The sequence below is a fragment of the Larkinella harenae genome (assembly GCF_054780515.1).
Map to the genome: position 1 here is coordinate 1055805 of NZ_BAAGWE010000001.1, position 18894 is coordinate 1074698.

Here is an 18894-nt window from a genome sequence, read left to right on the forward strand (position 1 = left end):
TGGTTTTGCGTCAGCCCATTCATCGTTCCTCATTCATAACTCATCATTGGTTGTTGGCCTCTTTTACTTTTTCGTAAATCATGACCTGATTCGACATAACCTTCGAGAAGCCGCGCACGTCGTCGCCGGTCCAGGCGTTGTTCATTTCGCCGTAGCTACCGAACGTGGAAGACATCAGATCGAACGGTGATTCGATGCCTAAAACCTGGAAGCGGTACGGAGCCAGCAAGACGTGCACTTTGCCGGTTACGTGGGTCTGGGTGTCGCTCAGGAAAGTCTCAATGTTACGCATAACGGGGTCCAGAAACTGGCCTTCGTGCAGCATCGTGCCGTACCAGTTTGCCATTTGATCTTTCCAGTACTGTTGCCATTTGGTCAGCACGTGTTTTTCGATGGCGTGGTGCGCCTTCAGGATGATCAGCGGAGCGGGGGCTTCGAAACCGACACGGCCTTTGATTCCGATGATGGTGTCGCCCACGTGAATATCGCGCCCGATGCCAAACGGTCCGGCCAGTTCGGTCAATTGCTGAATGGCCTGAATCGGGTCTCCCACCGGTTGATCACCAATGCCTTGCAGTTCGCCTTTGGCAAAGTGCAGGGTGATCTGCTCCGGCTCGGTTTTGGTAACCTGGGTTGGCCAGGCTGACTCGGGCAGAAAACCGTCGGATGTAAGGGTTTCGCGACCGCCAACGGACGTTCCCCACAGCCCTTTGTTGATGGAATAGGCCGCTTTGTGCCATTCCTGTTCCACTCCTTTCGATTTCAGGTATTCGATTTCCGCTTCCCGCGACAGCCGCAGATCGCGGATAGGCGTAATGATTTCGGCGTCGGGAGCAATAATCCGGAACGCCATATCAAACCGTACCTGGTCGTTGCCCGCACCCGTGCTGCCGTGTGCAATGGCGCTGGCTCCGATGTTCTTGGCGTATTCGGCGACGGCGATGGCCTGGAAAATCCGTTCGGCGCTCACGCTCAGCGGGTACGTGTTGTTTTTCAGAACATTGCCATAAACCAGGTATTTCAGGCATTGCTGATAATAATCGTTGGTCTTGGCGATGGTAGCGTGGTCTTTTACACCCAATGAATACGCCCTGGATTCAATCGCTTTCAAATCTGCCTCCGAAAAGCCGCCGGTATCGACCAGCACTGAGTGGATTTCGTAACCCAGATCTTCGGACAGGTATTTCACACAAAACGAGGTGTCGAGACCTCCGCTAAACGCAAGAACTACTTTTTTCTGTTGAGACATCACAGTTGAACGATGGAACGTAAATAATGGATTGGCGCAGCGCCGTCGGCATCGGGCAGTAGATCACGAAGTGTGGGAAACCCTTTATCGTATCTTTTGGTCCTCTGCTCAGGGCGCAAAAGTAAAAAATCCCTTCCAGCCAACCGCCGAAAGGGATATAAAATCACTTGAATAACAAGATAATGACTCTTTACCCGACGGTTTCTAATTCACGCTCGGGCTTCCTGCTGCGGGGACGGTCCTGGAAACGCATCAGGATACGCTGTTTGATACGCATCCAGCGTTCGTACAGCTTCGATTCTTTCAGGAAATTCCATTTTTCCTTTTTCTCCGGTTTTTTATGCTGCTCGGGGTCGTACAACATACCCGTACACAGGCAGTGTTTCCGGTTGGTTCGGGTCAGAATATCGTAGTTGACACAGCTTGAGCACCCTTTCCAGAACGCATCGTCGGCAGGCAGCTCATTGAGTGTAACGGGTTCGTAACCCAAATCCGAGTTTATTTTCATAACGGCCAGGCTCGTCGTCAAACCGATGATTTTCGCATCGGGGTATTTCCGGCGTGACAGTTTAAAGGCTTCATTTTTAATCCGGGTAGCGATTCCGCTTTTACGGTGCTCCGGATGGACGATCAGGCCCGAGTTGGCGACAAACTTACCATGCTCCCAGGTTTCGATGTAACAAAATCCAACCCATTCGCCGTATTTCGTCGTGGCAACGATCGCTTTGCCTTCCAGCATCTTTTCCATCAGGTACAGGGGCGACCGTTTGGCAATACCCGTACCACGCGCCTTAGCGCTTACCTCCATTTCCTTGCAGATCGTTTCGGCCAGTCGAAGATGGTTTTCGTCAGCAACCTGAACTATGTAAGTATCGTCGTTTACGTCGGGAATCATCGTATGATAGAACCATTACCGGCAACCAACCGGTTGGTTTTAAAGTCAAAAGTTTGTTGTAAAAATGTTAGAAAGGGCGGAGCCGCAGGGGCGGGTGCTCACCGCATAGGCGAACAATATGGTCGGGTCCTTTCGGACCTGAACCGAAATGGCGTTGTATGGTAGAAAGTCGGTATATAGACGAGTGGTGCCATTTTTATGATTACCAAAAGCGCGACAATGATAAATGAATTGTTTCGATTGTGCAATAGTATAACGAATAAAGTGAGGAAACGTTCAGGATTTATTCGCATTTTTTCACTAACGATATTTTTATACATTTGTTATACGAACATTCTGGCAACCTGCATGTACCGTCTGTCTTCCGATGATCTGATTTATGGCTACATCAACGGGATTTTTCCGATGGCCGATACGGACAACACCCTGTACTGGTATTCGCCAGATCCCCGCGCTATCATTCCACTCGATACATACCGTCCTGCCAAATCATTGCGCCCCATCCTGAATAAAAAAGTTTTTGAAGTACGTATAAACTCTGATTTTGAGCAAGTTATGCGGTTTTGTGCTTTGCCGCGCTCCGAAAATGACGGTACCTGGATTTCCGACGAAATCATCGATGCCTATGTCGATCTGCACCAGATGGGCGTAGCGCACAGTGTTGAAACCTACATCGATAATGAGCTGGTAGGCGGTTTGTACGGGGTATCACTGGGGTCGGTTTTTTTTGGTGAATCAATGTTTTACCGGGTTCCGAATGCCTCCAAAATTGCATTTCATTACCTGATTGAAAATCTTCGAAAACAACAATTTGATTTACTGGACACTCAATTCATCAACGATAATGTCCGGCGGTTCGGGGCCATTGAAATTCCCCGACCGGAATACATGAAATTGTTGAAGCAATCCCTGCAAAAAAAAGCTAGTTTTGTGGAGTCGGCTGCCGAACCGGTGATCCACAATCGACCGGATTGAGAAACGCAGGACGGGCCGGGTCGTGCAGCCTGAAAATCTTTTGTATTTTCGCACCTTCTTACACTTCATCACGGACGGCATTCATCGGTAAGTCATTCTAATATCAGTTCAAGCGTGTCAGTTTTAGTCATTAAATTCGGTACGGCATCCATTACGATGCCGGACGGTTCTCTGAACGAATCCGTTATTGCCGATATCGCCCGGCAGGTGGCCGAATTACATCGTTCCTACCATATTGTTTTAGTATCGTCCGGGGCCGTTGGAGCCGGGAAAGGACTGATTGACGGGTATCGGGGCGAAATGGCTCAGCGAAAAGCCGCTGCGGCCGTGGGTAATTTGCTGCTACTCAATATATACAATCGCTATTTTTCCGAATACAACATCCCGATTGCCCAAACCCTTTGCGAGCGCCATCATTTTGCGGATCGGCAACAGTTCCTCCAATTGAAGGAAACCGTGCAGGAACTCTGGAAAAACGGCATCATCCCCATCGCCAACGAAAACGACGTGGTGAGCGACCGCGAGCTGAAATTCTCCGACAATGACGAGCTGGCTACCCTGATGGCCGTCGGGTTTGGCGCTTCGACACTGATGCTGTGCACGTCGGTGGGCGGGCTGCTTGACGAAGAAGGCCATGTTATTCCTACGGTTAATCAGGTCGATGAATCGGTATTTGGCATTGTCCGGAACGAAAAATCAGCATTGGGTCTCGGCGGCATGACTTCCAAACTGACTTTTGCCAAACTGGCTACGCGCATGGGGATTCGGGTCGCTATTTTCGGTCTCAAGCAACCCGACGGTATTTTGCGGGCTTTGCGGGGAGAAACGGGCACGGCTTTTCCTCCACAACTGGGGTCACCCTCGTCGCGGCAGCGCTGGCTGGGCAGTGGCAGCCTGACCGCCGGAAGGCTGCGGATTGATAATGGCGCTGTGAAGGCCCTGAAGCGCAGGAACAGTTTGCTGGCGGTTGGTGTTCGAACCGTAGAAGGCGAATTTGCCGCGGGCGAAGTGGTGGAGATTTGTGACGATGCGGGCACAGCAGTGGCCGTTGCCCGTGCTCGTCTGTCGTCCGCGCAACTGGTGCCCCAACTGAATCAGCAGAATGTGGAAGTGGCCAATGCAAATGATATTGTACTTTTGTAAAAAGACCCCCATCGAATGAACCTCATCACCCCTCTTCTCCAGGAAACGAAGCTGGCTTCGGCCGCAGTCCGGCGTTTAACGGCTGACCAGAAAACCGCACTGCTTAATCGGTTGGCCGACGTGGTTTTGGCCAATACCGAGACCATTTTGGTTGAAAACCGGAAAGACCTGGATGTCATGCCGGATACGGACCCGAAAAAGGATCGGTTGCTGCTGAACGAGAAGCGGATTGAGGATCTGGCCGAAAGCCTGCGAATGGTGGCCCAATTGCCCGATCCAAACGGGGAAATTCTACTGGAAAAAACCATTGAGCAGGGGCTTCTGCTCCGGAAGCTGGCGGTTCCGCTGGGCGTCGTAGGGGTTATTTACGAATCCCGGCCCAACGTGACGCTGGACGTGGCGTCACTCTGTTTGCGTTCGGGCAACGCCTGCGTGCTGAAAGGAGGGAAGGAAGCACATCATTCCAACCTGGCGCTGGTGGGCCTGATTCATCAGGTTTTGACCGAATTTGACGTGCCGGAAGCTGCCGTTGCGCTGATGCCCCCGGACCGGGCGGTGGTCAACGAATTGCTGACGGCCACGCGTTACGTCGATATCATTATTCCGCGCGGATCGGATTCGCTGATTCAGTATGTTCGGCAAAATTCGCTGGTGCCGACCATCGAAACCGGTGCGGGCGTCTGCCACACGTATGTGGAGCGGACGGCTGATCTGGAAAAGGCCCGCGACATTGTGGTCAACGCCAAGGTATCGCGGCCATCGGTTTGTAATTCGCTGGATTGTATTCTGGTCGATCAGGCAGTTGCCGCCGATTTTCTGCCCATGCTGGTCGATGATTTTATGAAGTGGAATGTGGAGGTTTTTGCGGATGAAGAAGCGTTCAGTGCGCTGGCGTCCGTCGATTTTCCGGCGCTTCAACGGGCCGAACGCAGTGATTTTGGTCGGGAATTCCTGGATTACAAGTGTGCTATCAAAGTCGTAGGCGATCTGGACGATGCCTTGTCACATATTCAGACGTATTCATCCCGGCATTCTGAAGCAATTGTTTCCCGCGATCCGGCGGCCATCGACCGTTTCCTGAACGAGGTAGATGCGGCCGCGGTTTATGCCAACGCGTCAACCCGTTTCACCGACGGCGGAGTCTTTGGATTGGGTGCCGAAATCGGCATTTCGACGCAGAAGCTGCACGCCCGGGGCCCTTTTGCCCTGGAGAAGTTAGTAACGGAAAAATGGGTGGTGGTAGGCGACGGCCAGGTACGTTGGTGAAGGCAGGATATTTTGTAGTTTTTGGGGATCGGGATTTATTTTTAATGAATTTCTAATCAGTTATCTGGGCACGAAGCGAGGCCAATGCCGTACTTTGCGGAGTAGTCATCGTAACGTAAGAACATGGTTGAGTACCGGGAATCTCTGCTGTTGTTAATTTCAACACCGTTGTATGCCCTCATAATCGGTGCTGAAGTGCTGTTTAGCTATTTACACCACAGGCCGTATTATTCGGTTAAGGGTGTTCTGCAAAATTGCTACCTGACTTTGCTGAACATGAGCCTCGATTTACTGGTTCGGGGTTTTTATATCGGCGTTCTGGTGTGGGTATACCAATTCCGAATCACAGAAATAACCAATCCCTGGCTTTATTGGCCTTTGTTGCTTATTCTGGAAGATTTTGCGTTTTACTGGTTGCACCGGGTGGATCACTTTTGCCGTTTATTCTGGGCCGTTCATGTGACCCATCACTCCTCGGAAGAATTTAATCTGACGGTTGGTTTTCGCTCATCAGTGATGCAACCGCTTTATCGGTTTGTTTATTTTTTGCCCCTCGCGTGGCTGGGCTTTCGGGCCGAAGATATTGTCTTCATGTATTCCGCTACCCAGATTTACGGAATTATTATTCATACGCAGTATGTTGGCCGTCTGGGCATTCTGGAATGGTTTCTGGTTACCCCCTCGCATCACCGGGTTCATCACGCGTCGAATGTGCGGTACCTGGATCGGAATATGGGCATGATGCTGATTATTTGGGACCGTCTGTTCGGTACGTTTGCCGAAGAAGTTCCCGAAGATCCCGTTCGCTACGGCCTGACGACGAACATTACGGATCATTCACCCGCCAATCTGGTTCTTCACGAATGGAAAAAGCTGGTGACCGATTTGCGTATACCCGGACCGTTTATTCAAAAAATGAAGTACGTACTGGCACCGCCGGGGTGGAGTCACGATGGCCGGAGTCAGACCGCGGACGAAATGCGCCAGGAATTAATAAGCAATGAAACCAGCGGTTTACAAACGAAAGAAATACCGCAGGTAGCAGAGGCTCAGACCGCGCTATTGGAAGTGACGAAATAGGTAATTCCTCGTTCATTCAGGAAACCAATGCCTTTACTCATGTCGCATTCCAAAATCAAAATCTGGATTTACGTTGTATTTTCAACCAAAAACCGTAACCGTCACCAGCTGATCCGTTGAAATTACCATCAGAATCTGAGACGTGTTTCCCACTGGTTTAGACGTGAGCTGGGAAGTCTGTTTGTTTACCAAACCACCCGTCAATAATTGAAATTGAGTTTTATTAACCCACGGTTTAAACCGTGGGTTAATAATCTCTATCTCTGAATCATAAAAAACGGCTTAACGGTTTCCGTCTGCGGCCAGTTCCAGGGCCAGAAACTTGCCCGTGTAACTTCCTTTGGCTTTGGCGACCTTTTCCGGCACTCCTTCGGCGATAATCTGCCCACCTTTGTTGCCGCCTTCGGGCCCTAAATCAATAACGTGATCCGAAACCTTGATTACATCCAGGTTGTGTTCGATGATCAAAACCGTATTTCCCTTGTCGGCCAACTTATTGAGTACGTTCAGCAAATGAGAAATATCCTGAAAGTGCAGCCCCGTGGTAGGCTCATCAAGAATGTAGAGCGTTTTGCCGGTATCTTTCTTCGAGAGTTCTTCCGCCAGTTTGACCCGCTGGGCCTCGCCACCCGACAGGGTAGTAGCGTGCTGGCCGAGGGTTATGTATCCCAAACCAACGTCGTTCAGTGTTTGGACTTTCCGGAGAATTTTCGGCTGACTGGTGAAAAACTCCAGAGCCTGTTCAACGGTCATATCCAGCACGTCGGCAATGGATTTACCTTTGAAGCGAACTTCCAGCGTTTCCCGGTTGAAACGTTTGCCTTTGCAGGTTTCGCACATCACGTGTACATCCGGCAAAAACTCCATTTCCACTTTTTTCATACCCGCGCCTTCACAATCTTCGCAGCGGCCGCCTTTGACATTAAACGAAAACCGTCCGGGTTTGTAGCCGCGGATTTTAGCTTCGGGAAGTTCCGCAAAAAGGGTGCGGATGTCGGAAAACATGCCGGTGTAGGTAGCCGGATTGGATCGGGGCGTTCGGCCAATCGGCGACTGATCCACCTCGATCACTTTGTCCAGGTGTTCCAGACCTTCTACGGTCTTGAAAGGCAAGGCTTCCCGCTTCGATTTGTAGAAATGCTTATTCAGAACCGGAAATAGCGTTTCGTGAATCAAAGAAGACTTGCCACTGCCCGATACCCCCGTAATGCAAACCATCTGGCCCAACGGTAATTTGAGCGTGACATTCTTGAGGTTATGGCCAGTTGCTCCTTTGATGATCAACTGATGACCGTTGCCTTTCCGGCGCTCTTTCGGCACTTCAATGGCCCGGCGACCGCTCAGGTAGGCCGCCGTTGTGCTGCCATTGGTCAGAAACTGCTCCGGTGTTCCGGCACCAACCACCTGACCGCCGTGTCGCCCGGCACCCGGGCCGATGTCCAGAATGAAATCCGACTCGAGCATCATGTCTTTGTCGTGCTCTACCACCAGAACCGTGTTGCCCAGATCGCGCAAATTTTTCAGCGAATCGATCAGCTTCACGTTGTCACGTTGGTGCAAACCAATGCTGGGTTCGTCCATAATGTAGAGAACGCCAACGAGTTGTGTGCCAATCTGGGTGGCCAGCCGGATGCGTTGGGCCTCTCCGCCGGAAAGTGTCCGCAAGGGGCGGTCGAGCATGAGATAATCCAGGCCAATATCCAGCAGAAAGCCAATCCGTTTACGGATTTCCTTCAGAATTTCCTTGGCAATCACATTCTGACGATCCGACAGGCGGCTTTCCAGATTGGTCATCCAAACCGCTAGTTCAGCAATGTCCATCCGGGCCAGTTCGGAGATGTTCTTGTTATCAATTCGGAAAAAGAGTGACTCTTTTTTCAAACGCGCCCCGTCGCATTCCGGACAGGTTTTCACGACGGTAAAATCCTTCAGCCACTCCTGAATTTTGTCAGACCGCCCGGCTGTATCCGCCGTTTCCTGCTGCCGTTTCAGAAAGGTAATAACACCCTCAAACTTAAAGTTATAATAATCCTGCCGATCGTCGGTCCGACCCGGAAACTTCTTCGACGGCATCGTCGATTCGTCTTCCGTGCCGTAAAGCAGCGCGTGCAGCAGGTCGGGCGGATACTTCTCAACCGGCGTTGTCAGGCTGAGTTTGTATTTTTTAAGAATCACCTCAATTTCCCGGAAAAACCAGAGTTCGCGGTATTCGCCCAGTGGTGCAATGGCCCCCCGGCTGATGCTCAGGGATTTGTCCGGAATAACGGATTCCTCTGTGATTTCTTCAATGACGCCCAAACCGTTACAAACCGGGCAGGAACCATACGGCGAGTTAAACGAAAAGGTATTGGGCGATGGTTCGTCATAGCTGATGCCCGACTCCGGGTCCATCAGGTTCTGGGAGAAATACGTGATCTGATTGGTTTCGTCCAGAATCTGCATGGCACCCTTCCCCTGCTTCAAGGCCGTCTGCACCGACTGACTCAGTCGATACCGGTCTTCCGGTTTGGGAACAATGCGGTCGATTACAATTTCAATATCGTGGACCTTGTACCGGTCAAGCTGCATTTTGGGGGCAATATCCTGCACGGTGCCGTCAACGCGTACCTTGGTGTAACCCAGTTTGGCAACCTGCACAAACAGTTCGCGGTAATGCCCTTTCCGGCCTTTTACGATTGGAGCCAGTAATGTCAGCTTTTTATTGGCGTAGTGCGCCAGGATCGTGTCAATAATCTGGTCCTGCGATTGCCGCTCCATTTTCCGGCCCGTCGCGTACGAAAACGCTTCGCCGGCGCGGGCGTATAAAAGCCGTAAAAAATCGTAGATTTCCGTCGTGGTCCCCACGGTAGAACGCGGGTTTTTGGACGTGGTTTTCTGTTCAATGGAAATGACGGGGCTCAGACCGTTGATCTTGTCAACGTCGGGCCGTTCCATGTTACCGATAAAGGAGCGGGCGTAGGCCGAGAAACTCTCCATGTACCGGCGCTGTCCTTCGGCATAAATCGTGTCAAACGCCAGTGACGACTTCCCACTGCCGCTGATGCCCGTTACCACCACCAGTTTATTCCGGGGAATGGCAACATCAATATTTTTTAGGTTGTGTTCGCGGGCACCCAATACCTCGATCTGTTCGTAGCCCGTTAATTCAATGTCGGTAAGCCCGTTAGTTCGGGCAGTGTTGTTTTCTGTCACGTTGTGAAGACCTTATTCTAAACACTAACAGAAAAAAAAGTTATGAAGTTTCGGGCAGGTAAAGGAAAACAGAGGGGATTGTGAAACATTCCCGAATTTCGGTTCAAGGCAGGTGCGATTGAAAGTCCAGGCCGACGCAGCAGGCCTTCTCACCAGGCTTCATTTCAATTCCCTACACGTACGGTTAGAAGCCATGGATTTATTACGGAAAAGTAGGCATCCTGAGGAAACAAAGGTACTTTTTGCGTTTTGAATTGGCGCTATTGTCGTCTCTCTTCAATAGGAGGGAAAATTCCGCCGATCGACAAGGGTTTGAATATCAATCTTTAATAGATTGATACCAGGCTTAAGCTCTTTCGGGCAATCGATGACAGCATATCAATAGGCAACCGTCCGTCGACTGCCGGTTTATGGTAAATACTTTGCGTTGATTGGCAGGGGTTCGGCTTAGCTTATACATCCAAGATCAACCCTTCGGAAGCCGGATAGCCTGTGCAGGTCAGGACCCAGCCGTTTTGCAGGTCGCGGTCCGTCAGTACATCGTTGATCGTCATGTGCACATCGCCCGCTTTCACCCGACCGGCGCAACTCGAACACCGACCACCTTTGCAGCTATACGGCAATTGGACCCCGTGATCCAGAGCCGCTTGCAAGATGGACTTGTACGCCGGAACATCAATGTCGTATTCCGTACCGCGAAACCGAAGCAAAATCTGGTGATCTTTGGCCAGCTCGGGCGGTGGCGTGCGGGTAACGGGTTCGATAACGAAATTTTCCTTTTTAATGGCCTCGAGCCGGATGCCGGTAAACACGAGCGTAAACTGGACCATGCGCATGAAGGCAAACGGGCCACACACGTACCAAAGGGCATCGGCTTGCTTAAACCTTATCAGTTCCGGCAGCATCGTTTCCAGTAGCCAGTTGTTCAGACGACCCCGCCGAATGTTGCCTTTGCTCTGCCAATTGTCCGACGGCTGGCTAAGCAAATGAATCAGTTGAAACCGCTCCGGGTGCTGCTGCCGCAGCGCTTCGAGTTGCTGGTAAAAAATAATATTTTCCTCGTTCGTATTGCAGTAAAGCAGCGTGACGTGGCTTCGGGGCTCGTCGCGCAGGGTCTGCTTTAGAATTCCGTATAAGGGCGAAATCCCGCTTCCGGCACCGATTAACACAAGATCGCGTTGCGAATCCGGGTTAGTTTCCAGCGTAAACCGCCCGGCGGGAGGAAGACTGGTGAGCGTGTCGCCCACCTGCAAATGATCGAGCAGGTAACGCGAAATCTCTCCGTTTTCAACCCGTTTGATGGTCAGTCTTAACGGCTCCGCTGGATTACCGGACAACGTGTCGCCCGGTGCCGAACTCAGTGAGTACGACCGGCGCACTTCGTGACCGAGGTGATGAAACAAAAGCGTTAGAAACTGCCCCGCGTGATACGGAACCGTTCGGTTGTTGGTGGGCTGCAAAATAAGAGTCTTCGTATTGTGCGTTTCCGGAATTATTTCGGATACCTGGAGCTGAATCAATTCCTCGTTCATGCGCGCTTATTAACTTTGTACTACCGTCTGCTAACTTTCCGTTATAGCTTAGCAAACTTTGCCAGCGCTAACAGTTAGCGCAAAGTTCGTTAACTTGGCGGGAATGAGCATTACTTTTGACGTTGAAACCGAAGTTGCATGAATAAGTTTACGTTATTGAGTATCATGTTGGGTCTGGTTGGTGTGATTTCGATGGGAACGTCGGGAAGTGGGCTGCGCATACAGCGGCTTACAACACAGGCAGATACGCTGATTGAAGTCCGGAAGGATACTTTGTTTGAAAAATACCTGAAAGATAGTGTTTACAAAGCCATCTTTCAGCGGGATACCACCATGCAAATCGACTCGGCGGCCTTGCGTGCCCTGGCCGATAGCCATAAAGTGGCGTTGCCGGAGGTGCTGACGGGCGAGCTGAACGGGTTGGCGGTTTGTGCCGGATCGCCCGTTTCGGTGCCGTATTCATCGTCGGGCGGACGGTTTTCGCCGGATAATCAGTTTGTGCTGCAACTGGTCGATGCGGCTGGAAAAGTCACCAACCTGAGCGAACCCGCCAAAGCCGGCCCATTCGGTAATGGTACGCTGATGGGCGTTATTCCTGTCAATACCGCAGCCGGAAGCCGTTATAGTTTGCGGGTAGCTTCCACGAATCCGGTCGTGAACGGAACGATGCAGAACCTGCGGGTGCTGCCACCGCCCACCGCCCGGATCGAACTGCCCGATGGGAGCAATGCCGTAACGGTTATGCCGGGTCAGCCGGCCACCTTCCGCATTGCGCTGAGCGGACACGGTCCATGGTCGTTCCTGCTGTCGGACGGCACGAAAGTGCAGAACACGATGACGACGCCTTATGAAATAACAGTAATGCCTGACAAACCAACGACTTATAAAGTAGTAAATGTCAGTGGTCCCTGTGGGAGCGGAACGGTTTCCGGCGAAATCATTGTCAACGTTAACGAAAATCCGAATCCGGAGATCGCCCTGAAAGCCCCCAATGGCGGTTACCGGATTTGTACCGGCACCCCGTTCCAGGTAGCTTTCACGGCAACGGGCAAATACCAGGCCGGTAACGGTTTTGTAGCGCAGTTGTCCGATTCGACCGGAAACTGGACCACGATCTCCAATTCCGGAACCGCCAGCCCGCTGGTGGCGCGTTTGCCGTACGGTATTTCGCCCAAGGGAAGCTACAAAATCCGGGTCATGGCCACACTGCCCTCCATTAGCAGTAAAGAGGAAAATCTGGCCGTTGCTGCTCAGGCCGTGGCGGTGTTACGCAGCGATACCGTGCGCATCGACGAAGGGAAAACCGCCGAACTGCTGGTCGATTTCGGGGGCGGTGGACCGTGGTTCGTGCTCCTCTCGGACGGAACTTACGAAAACAACATTGTCAAAAGTCCACACACGATCCGGGTGACGCCGAACAACCCAACGCCGTACGCCATCACGTCGGCGGGGGGGGCCTGCGGTGTGGGCGAGTACAGTGGTCGGGCATTTGTGAAAGTCAACATTCCGCCGTCGACCATTACGACGGGCAATCTGTCGGCCCGCACCATCTGCCACGGTGCAGAAGTGACGGTGCCGTTCACAACTGGCGGACGGTTTTACGCCAACAATAAATACATTGTGCAGGTAGCTGATACGAGCGGGCGGTTTATCAGTTTAGCCACAACCTACAAAGATGGTGTTCTGAAAGCCATGATCAGTCCGGCTTACCTGAAAGATACGCTCAATACGGTGCGGCTGCGGGTAACATCGACCAGCCCGGCGGTGGCCGGTTCCGAAACAACCATCAAGGTGCTGGCACCCAATGTGAGCCAGGCGGTGGTAGCGGGCGAAGGAACCATCCGGCCCGGTCAAACGTCCAAGGTACGCGTAGCCTTCAAGAACGGTTTGCCGCCCTGGTCGTTTGTGATGTCGGACGGCACTAAGGTTAATGGCACATTCCTCAATCCTTACGTGTTGACCGTGGCTCCAACCGCTTCGACTGAATATACGGTTACGTCCTTGAGCAGTTCCTGCGGGGCGGGTATTCCGATGGGGAAAGCGCTGGTGACTGTGGAGCAGAATTAGCGTCCGCTTCCATACTTCCTGAAAGGCCGTCAGATTGGATTAGTCAATCTGACGGCCTTTTGTGTTAAAAGCAGGCAACAGATTTTTATAATTACGAAAAATTCGTAGATTTACGAAAATGTCGTAAATATGGAGAAGTTAACCACACAGGAGGAGGAAGCTATGCTGGCCGTCTGGAAAACGCGGGTGGGTTCGGTGAAGGATTTTCTGGAACAGTTGCCGGAACCGCGTCCGCCGTATACCACGCTGGCGTCGACCATCCGGAATCTGGAACGGAAGGAATTTCTGAAAAGTGAAAAGTGGGGAAATACCTACCGCTACGAACCCCTTGTGAGCGAAGAAGAGTACAAAAAGCGGTTTATGAGCGGTTTTGTAAGCGATTATTTCAAAAATTCCTTCAAGGAATTGGTTGCTTTTTTTGCCCAGGAAAAGCAGATCAGTACCGACGAATTAAAGGAAATCATTGACATGATTGAGCAACGAAAACCCGACTGATATGCCACCATTTCCGTCGTATCTTCTTCAGGCCAATGCCGCTTTGGTCCTGTTCTTTCTGGGTTATTATAGCGTGTTTCGGCGGTTTACGTTTTATACCCTGAACCGGTTTTTTCTGCTGTTTGGTCTGGTGTTCGCGGTAATTTATCCATTACTTGATTTCACCGAATGGGTGCATTTGCAGGCACCATTTATGAATCCGATTCAACAGGTCGTTCACGAAAGCATACGCTGGCAGGTACCGGTTACCGCCGAATTTGACCGAAATCTGCCCCTGATCTTATTCTGGGCGGGCGCTGGGCTGATGGCGGGCCGGTTGATGATCCGCCTGGTGTCTCTGTTCCTGATGCACCAGAAAACCGTTTCGGCAACGCACGATGGTTTTCGTTTTCGGGCCGTCGGTGAAGCATTCAATCCGTTTTCGTTCGGGCGGACGATCTACCTGAATCCGTCCCGGTATTCCGCCGGGGAGTTGGGGCCAATTCTGCAGCATGAACAAATCCACGTTACGGAAGGACATTCGCTGGACATTCTGCTGGCGGAGTTGCTGACGGTTTTTTTCTGGTTTAATCCGGTCAGCTGGTTTTTCAAATGCGCCATCAGGGAAAACCTGGAGTTTGGGGTGGATCAGCAAATGGTCCGGCGTGGAATGGATGTTAAAGTGTACCAGTACCTGCTGCTGCGGATTGGGGCTGCGAATGTTCCGTTGGGGACCAGCTTTACGGCTTTTATGCTCAAAAAACGAATCGGGATGATGAATCAAAAACCATCGTCAGGTACTTATAGGTTGGTGTACAGTCTTTTACCGGTGATGCTGGCCGTTTTGATCCTGCCCAAGCTGGAAGGACAACCGATTCATCTTCCGGAAGAAGTCGCACCATTTTCTGCTCGTTTGCCGCTGGCAATGACTCATCCGGCGAGTCTGGATACGATTGCTGGAACAGCACATCGTATCCGGCAAATCCAGCTCAACGAGGAGGTAAAGGGCAAACCGCTTCGGGAAATAATTCTGATTACGGAAAACCGTGCCGGTCGGGGCATGGACCTTTACGTCAAACTGAACGGCGATCAGATTGAAGAACTAAAAGTCCTGGCCTTAGCCTCTCCCGAATTTATGCGCCAAAAGCGTCACAAAAAATAACGCAGGCGCCCAACAATCAATCCTGAATCTTTATGAAAACGTACATTTGCCGTGTACTTGGCATCGCTTTGGCCGTTGCGAACGGAACCGGAACGCCCGGATTTTCCCAAACCATGACGCCCGAGCGCGTCCTGAATCGGGTCGCACGGGGGCTCACTTCCCGGGAGGTGCTTCACTATCAGTATCATCGCGAACTTCACTATTTTTCAGAAGATATTCACCACAAGCTGGATGGAGCTTGTTATCTGGACTTTACCGCGTCCCGTTCGGTGCTCGGCTTTAGGTATCAATTCAGTGATTCGGACATGATTTCCGTGTATAACGGAACGGAAAAGTTTGAAGGCAATAAGCGAAACCGAACGCTGCGGGTGAACCCTCAACCCCGGCGCGCGGACTTTGAATCGCTTTCGTTCTTCTATAATTCGCCGGCAACGCTCAGGCTGGCCCTTCCTGCCATTATTTCAGACCAAACGATTCCGAAAACCGTAAAAGACACGGTTATCCAAGCGCACCATTTTTACGCCGTGACGTTTGGCTTACAACAAAAAACGCTCGGCTATCTGGGCGATTATCGCCCGCTTACGCAAGACCGAATGATTCAGTATCGGTTAATGATCGATCCGAAAACGTTTTTGCCCGTTGAAGTCATTCAATCCAATAATCGCGACCAGGATTTTACCAAAACCAGCTTTCAGTACCTGGATGCGACGGCTGCACCTGCTGATTCTTCCTGGTATTATTCCAGCTACCAGAACGACTATCAACTCACCAAACCGGAAGCCGATCAGCAACAACTCATTTCGGTGGGGCAACCCGCGCCGGACTGGACGCTTCCGGTTTTGGGTGCCGACGAGGCCGTTAGCCTTAACCAGTTGAAAGGCAAGGTTGTGTTGCTGGAGTTCTGGATTCGGAACTGTGCCTACTGCGTGGCCTCCGTACCGAAGCTGAATGCCTTGTTCGAGCGATTGAATCCGCAGGATTTCAGGTTGCTGGCCATTAACCCGTACGATTCAAAAGAAACGGTGGCGGTTTTTAAACAGAAAATCCAACCCACCTATCCGCTGTTGTATGACGGTCAGGAGGTTGCCAAAAAGTACGGTGTCGGGCAGTTTCCGGTAGTGGTACTGATCGATAAAACCGGCCAGATTATTTACTCGGGTGGGTACGAGCCGGATAAAGTTGCTGGCCTGATTGAAGCTGCGATGCGGTAGGCCCCATTACGCCAAGTCTCCGGCGGCTGCCCGGTCAACCCATACAAAACCGTTCGGGTGGGTTTGCATAATGCTGGCCGGAAAATCTTCCGTGACAGGACCTTCCAGGGCGGTTTTAATCACTGGCGCTTTTTTGCTACCACTGGCAATCAGGATGGCTTCGCGGGCGTCCATCAGTTGTTGCAGACCAGTGGTCAGGCCCAGCGTCAGGGGTGTTGGCGATGAAAAATACTTCTGACCGACGGTAATGGTGGTTTCGGCGAGTTCGGAAACGTGGGCTTTCAGGTTAAATGGTGTTCCGGGTTCGTTCAGCGCAATGTGGCCGTTCAGCCCGACGCCCACCAGAATCAGGTCAAAGCCGCCCCGCTCGTCCACAAACTGGTTCATTTGGTCGCATTCTGCTTCCAGATCGGCGGCTTTCGCGTCGAACATGCGGTATTGCTCCGGACCAATGTTTAGCGGACCAAACAGTTCGCGCTGGAGGTAGTTGGAGCAGCTGCCCTCGCTTTCCGGCCCCAGGCCCACCCACTCGTCCAACCCCACGAACGTGCAGCGATCTACGGCGGTTTTGCCTTCTTTCACCAGTTGCACCAGTGCCCGGTAGGTGCCCACGGGTGTATCGCCGGATGCGGCACAAATCAGCGCGTCGGGCTTGCGGTTCAGCAGGGCGGCAATGCGTTCGGCGGTATGACGGGAAAGCGTTTCGTAGTCGGCAAAAATCTGGAAGTTCATGGTTCGGGTTTGTTTGCCCCTAAAATACGGGGAAGCCGCGGAGAACTTCGCAAAAAACGAAAATCTATTTCTATTTCCTTTCGGGATAAGTCAGCGTTTGTTGGACCAGCAGTTTTGCCTTTTTCTAATTATTTGGTAATTTTCAAAGAGATGATTGGATAAAGTGAGTTGGATGATGACCTATGGAGCGCTTGATTCAGTATTTCGAAACCATTCCATCGTTGCACCGGAGCCTGATTCTGGTGGGCGGCATCGCGTTTTTCTGGCTGGTTGAAAGTGCGGTTCCTCTGTTTCGATTCGGGCAAACCGACGCAGATTATCGAAAAGCAGGACACGCGGGAATCAACATTTTTTTTACGCTGACCACAATTATCGTCAACTTTGTGCTGGCGTTCTTTCTGTTGCAAACCAGCGATTTTGTCATTAAGAACCGAATTGGAGTTGTGCAGTGGCTGCAACTGCCGCTCTGGGCGCAGGTGGTTGTGGGGTTGTTGCTGCTGGACTTGGTGGGAGCGTGGTTTATTCACTGGTTGCAGCACCACGTCAGGTGGTTGTGGAAATTTCACCTGATTCATCATACAGATGCGTACGTGGACACGACCACAGCAAACCGCCATCATCCGGGCGAAAGTGTGTTTCGGTTCGTGTTCACAACACTGGCGGTTTTGATGGCCGGAACCCCCATTGGCATTGTGATGCTGTATCAGGCGCTATCGGTTCTGTTGTCACAGTTCAATCACGCCAATATTCACCTGCCCCGCTGGCTGGACCGGCCGCTTGGCTGGTTTTTCGTGACGCCCAACATGCATCACGTTCACCACCATTACGTATTGCCACAAACCAACAGCAATTACGGAAACATCTTTCCGTTCTGGGATCGCTTATTCGGCACGTATATCCGGATGCCGCGCGAAGATTTGCGCTATGGGGTAGACACCCACCTGGAAAAGCACGAACATTCGCGCGTGGGTAATCTGCTCAAAATACCGTTCCAGCCGTATCGTCCGCCGGTTGGCGAGCGCCAACCGCTCACTTCAGCTCGTGCAGAAATAGATAAATCGCCTTGAGTTCATCGTCCTTGTAAGTTTTTGAAAGATATTTCCAGGGCATGAAATCGCTGAGAATACGTCCGTCGGGCGTTTTACCGGTTCGTATGGTTGCGACAAAATCGTCGGAAGTCCATTTTCCAACGTTGCCGGTCTGGGTTAGGTCCGCAATCCGGGGTTCGCCCGGGCTGTGTCCGGGGCCACCCTTAAAATTTGCTCCGTGGCAGCCCGAGCACGTAACGGCTAAATATTTGCCGTACGCGAGGTCAATCGCTGGCGTCATCACCTCAACGGGTATGGCTGCATGGTTAATCGCTTCAGCGGGAAACATTGGGAATTCACCCAGAAAGGTCAACAGGCGTCCCAATGGTTTCAGTTCTTTGGCCGGGTGTGTTTTGTCAACAGGCGGTTGGCTCTTCAGAAAACAGATCAGCGCACCCATGTCCTGGTTGGATAGCGGAGCGCTGACCTCGTGTGACGGCATGAACCAAAGTGACTTGTTATCTTTCCCCAAACCGTGCCGCAACGCCCGAATCCAGTCCTGATCCGTATAAGAGATTCCCCCTTTTCCGGGGGTTAGGTTGGCTGTGTACAACAAGCCCAGCGGACTCGTTTCATCGGCAAAAACCTGACCACTCAGGTCGTTACCGTGGCATTCCTGACAGCCCCGAATCCCGGCAATGTGTTTACCCAGGGTGTACGAAGCCGAATCCGTTGGAATGGGGAGCGATTGCAGCTTTACGTCATATACTTTGTTGGCACGTGATTCGGTCTGAAAATAAACCACGGCGTAAAAAACGATGAGAAGGAGAATGATACTGCCCAGCACAATACCGGCCCATTTCAGGATTTTCTTCAGCATGATCAGTG

Annotated in this window: 15 protein-coding genes; 9 read left to right on the forward strand and 6 right to left on the reverse strand. The window is 51.7% G+C overall.

All coding sequences use genetic code 11. From position 1 onward, the window contains the following. Window positions 1-43 precede the first annotated feature (43 nt). Both ACYVH9_RS04315 and ACYVH9_RS04320 read right to left on the reverse strand, forming a co-directional pair. The gene (locus ACYVH9_RS04315) at window positions 44-1249 is read right to left on the reverse strand and encodes an argininosuccinate synthase (RefSeq protein WP_460635063.1); all 1206 of its coding nucleotides are present in this window, start codon (window positions 1247-1249) and stop codon (window positions 44-46) included. 190 nt (window positions 1250-1439) lie between these two features. Continuing rightward, a complete protein-coding gene (locus ACYVH9_RS04320; RefSeq protein ID WP_460635064.1) occupies window positions 1440-2144 on the reverse strand; it encodes a GNAT family N-acetyltransferase in 705 nt (234 codons plus the stop codon). A 348-nt stretch (window positions 2145-2492) separates the two neighbouring features. Between ACYVH9_RS04320 and aat the strand changes: the two genes are divergently transcribed. The 4 genes from aat (at window position 2493) to ACYVH9_RS04340 (ending at window position 6608) form a co-directional block, all read left to right on the forward strand. Next, window positions 2493-3119 carry a leucyl/phenylalanyl-tRNA--protein transferase gene (gene aat, locus ACYVH9_RS04325; RefSeq protein ID WP_460635065.1) on the forward strand — a complete coding sequence of 209 codons (627 nt, stop codon included), beginning with the start codon at window positions 2493-2495 and terminating at the stop codon, window positions 3117-3119. A 114-nt stretch (window positions 3120-3233) separates the two neighbouring features. After that, window positions 3234-4262 (forward strand): glutamate 5-kinase, encoded by a 1029-nt coding sequence (gene proB / locus ACYVH9_RS04330; RefSeq protein ID WP_460635066.1) that lies wholly within the window; start codon window positions 3234-3236, stop codon window positions 4260-4262. A gap of 15 nt (window positions 4263-4277) precedes the next feature. Next, window positions 4278-5528, forward strand: a complete 1251-nt coding sequence (locus ACYVH9_RS04335) for a glutamate-5-semialdehyde dehydrogenase (RefSeq protein ID WP_460635067.1) — start codon at window positions 4278-4280, stop codon at window positions 5526-5528. Between the two features lie 123 nt (window positions 5529-5651). Further along, on the forward strand, window positions 5652-6608 hold the full coding sequence (locus ACYVH9_RS04340; protein ID WP_460635068.1) for a sterol desaturase family protein: 957 nt from the start codon (window positions 5652-5654) through the stop codon (window positions 6606-6608). 282 nt (window positions 6609-6890) lie between these two features. On the opposite strand, the gene uvrA is transcribed toward ACYVH9_RS04340, so the two are convergent. Beyond that, window positions 6891-9800, reverse strand: coding sequence for an excinuclease ABC subunit UvrA (gene uvrA / locus ACYVH9_RS04345; protein WP_460635069.1), 2910 nt, complete (start codon window positions 9798-9800; stop codon window positions 6891-6893). Window positions 9801-10252: 452 nt separating this feature from the next. After that, a complete protein-coding gene (locus tag ACYVH9_RS04350; RefSeq protein ID WP_460635070.1) occupies window positions 10253-11332 on the reverse strand; it encodes a 2Fe-2S iron-sulfur cluster-binding protein in 1080 nt (359 codons plus the stop codon). A 138-nt stretch (window positions 11333-11470) separates the two neighbouring features. Here ACYVH9_RS04350 and ACYVH9_RS04355 point away from each other — a divergent pair, with 138 nt between their 5' ends. The 4 genes from ACYVH9_RS04355 (at window position 11471) to ACYVH9_RS04370 (ending at window position 16246) form a co-directional block, all read left to right on the forward strand. Continuing rightward, window positions 11471-13399, forward strand: coding sequence for a hypothetical protein (locus ACYVH9_RS04355; protein WP_460635071.1), 1929 nt, complete (start codon window positions 11471-11473; stop codon window positions 13397-13399). A gap of 129 nt (window positions 13400-13528) precedes the next feature. Further along, window positions 13529-13894, forward strand: a complete 366-nt coding sequence (locus ACYVH9_RS04360; protein WP_460635072.1) for a BlaI/MecI/CopY family transcriptional regulator — start codon at window positions 13529-13531, stop codon at window positions 13892-13894. Between the two features lies 1 nt (window position 13895). Beyond that, window positions 13896-15035 carry a M56 family metallopeptidase gene (locus tag ACYVH9_RS04365; RefSeq protein WP_460635073.1) on the forward strand — a complete coding sequence of 380 codons (1140 nt, stop codon included), beginning with the start codon at window positions 13896-13898 and terminating at the stop codon, window positions 15033-15035. 32 nt (window positions 15036-15067) lie between these two features. Then, window positions 15068-16246 carry a peroxiredoxin family protein gene (locus ACYVH9_RS04370; protein ID WP_460635074.1) on the forward strand — a complete coding sequence of 393 codons (1179 nt, stop codon included), beginning with the start codon at window positions 15068-15070 and terminating at the stop codon, window positions 16244-16246. A gap of 6 nt (window positions 16247-16252) precedes the next feature. On the opposite strand, the gene ACYVH9_RS04375 is transcribed toward ACYVH9_RS04370, so the two are convergent. Continuing rightward, a complete protein-coding gene (locus tag ACYVH9_RS04375) occupies window positions 16253-16978 on the reverse strand; it encodes a glucosamine-6-phosphate deaminase (RefSeq protein WP_460635075.1) in 726 nt (241 codons plus the stop codon). A gap of 182 nt (window positions 16979-17160) precedes the next feature. On the opposite strand from ACYVH9_RS04375, the gene ACYVH9_RS04380 reads away from it, so the two are divergent. After that, entirely contained in the window at window positions 17161-18045 is an 885-nt protein-coding gene (locus tag ACYVH9_RS04380; RefSeq protein WP_460635076.1) for a sterol desaturase family protein, read from the forward strand. On the opposite strand, the gene ACYVH9_RS04385 is transcribed toward ACYVH9_RS04380, so the two are convergent. After that, entirely contained in the window at window positions 18008-18886 is an 879-nt protein-coding gene (locus ACYVH9_RS04385) for a c-type cytochrome (protein WP_460635077.1), read from the reverse strand. The two genes, ACYVH9_RS04380 and ACYVH9_RS04385, sit on opposite strands and share 38 nt — an antisense overlap. Window positions 18887-18894 lie beyond the last annotated feature (8 nt).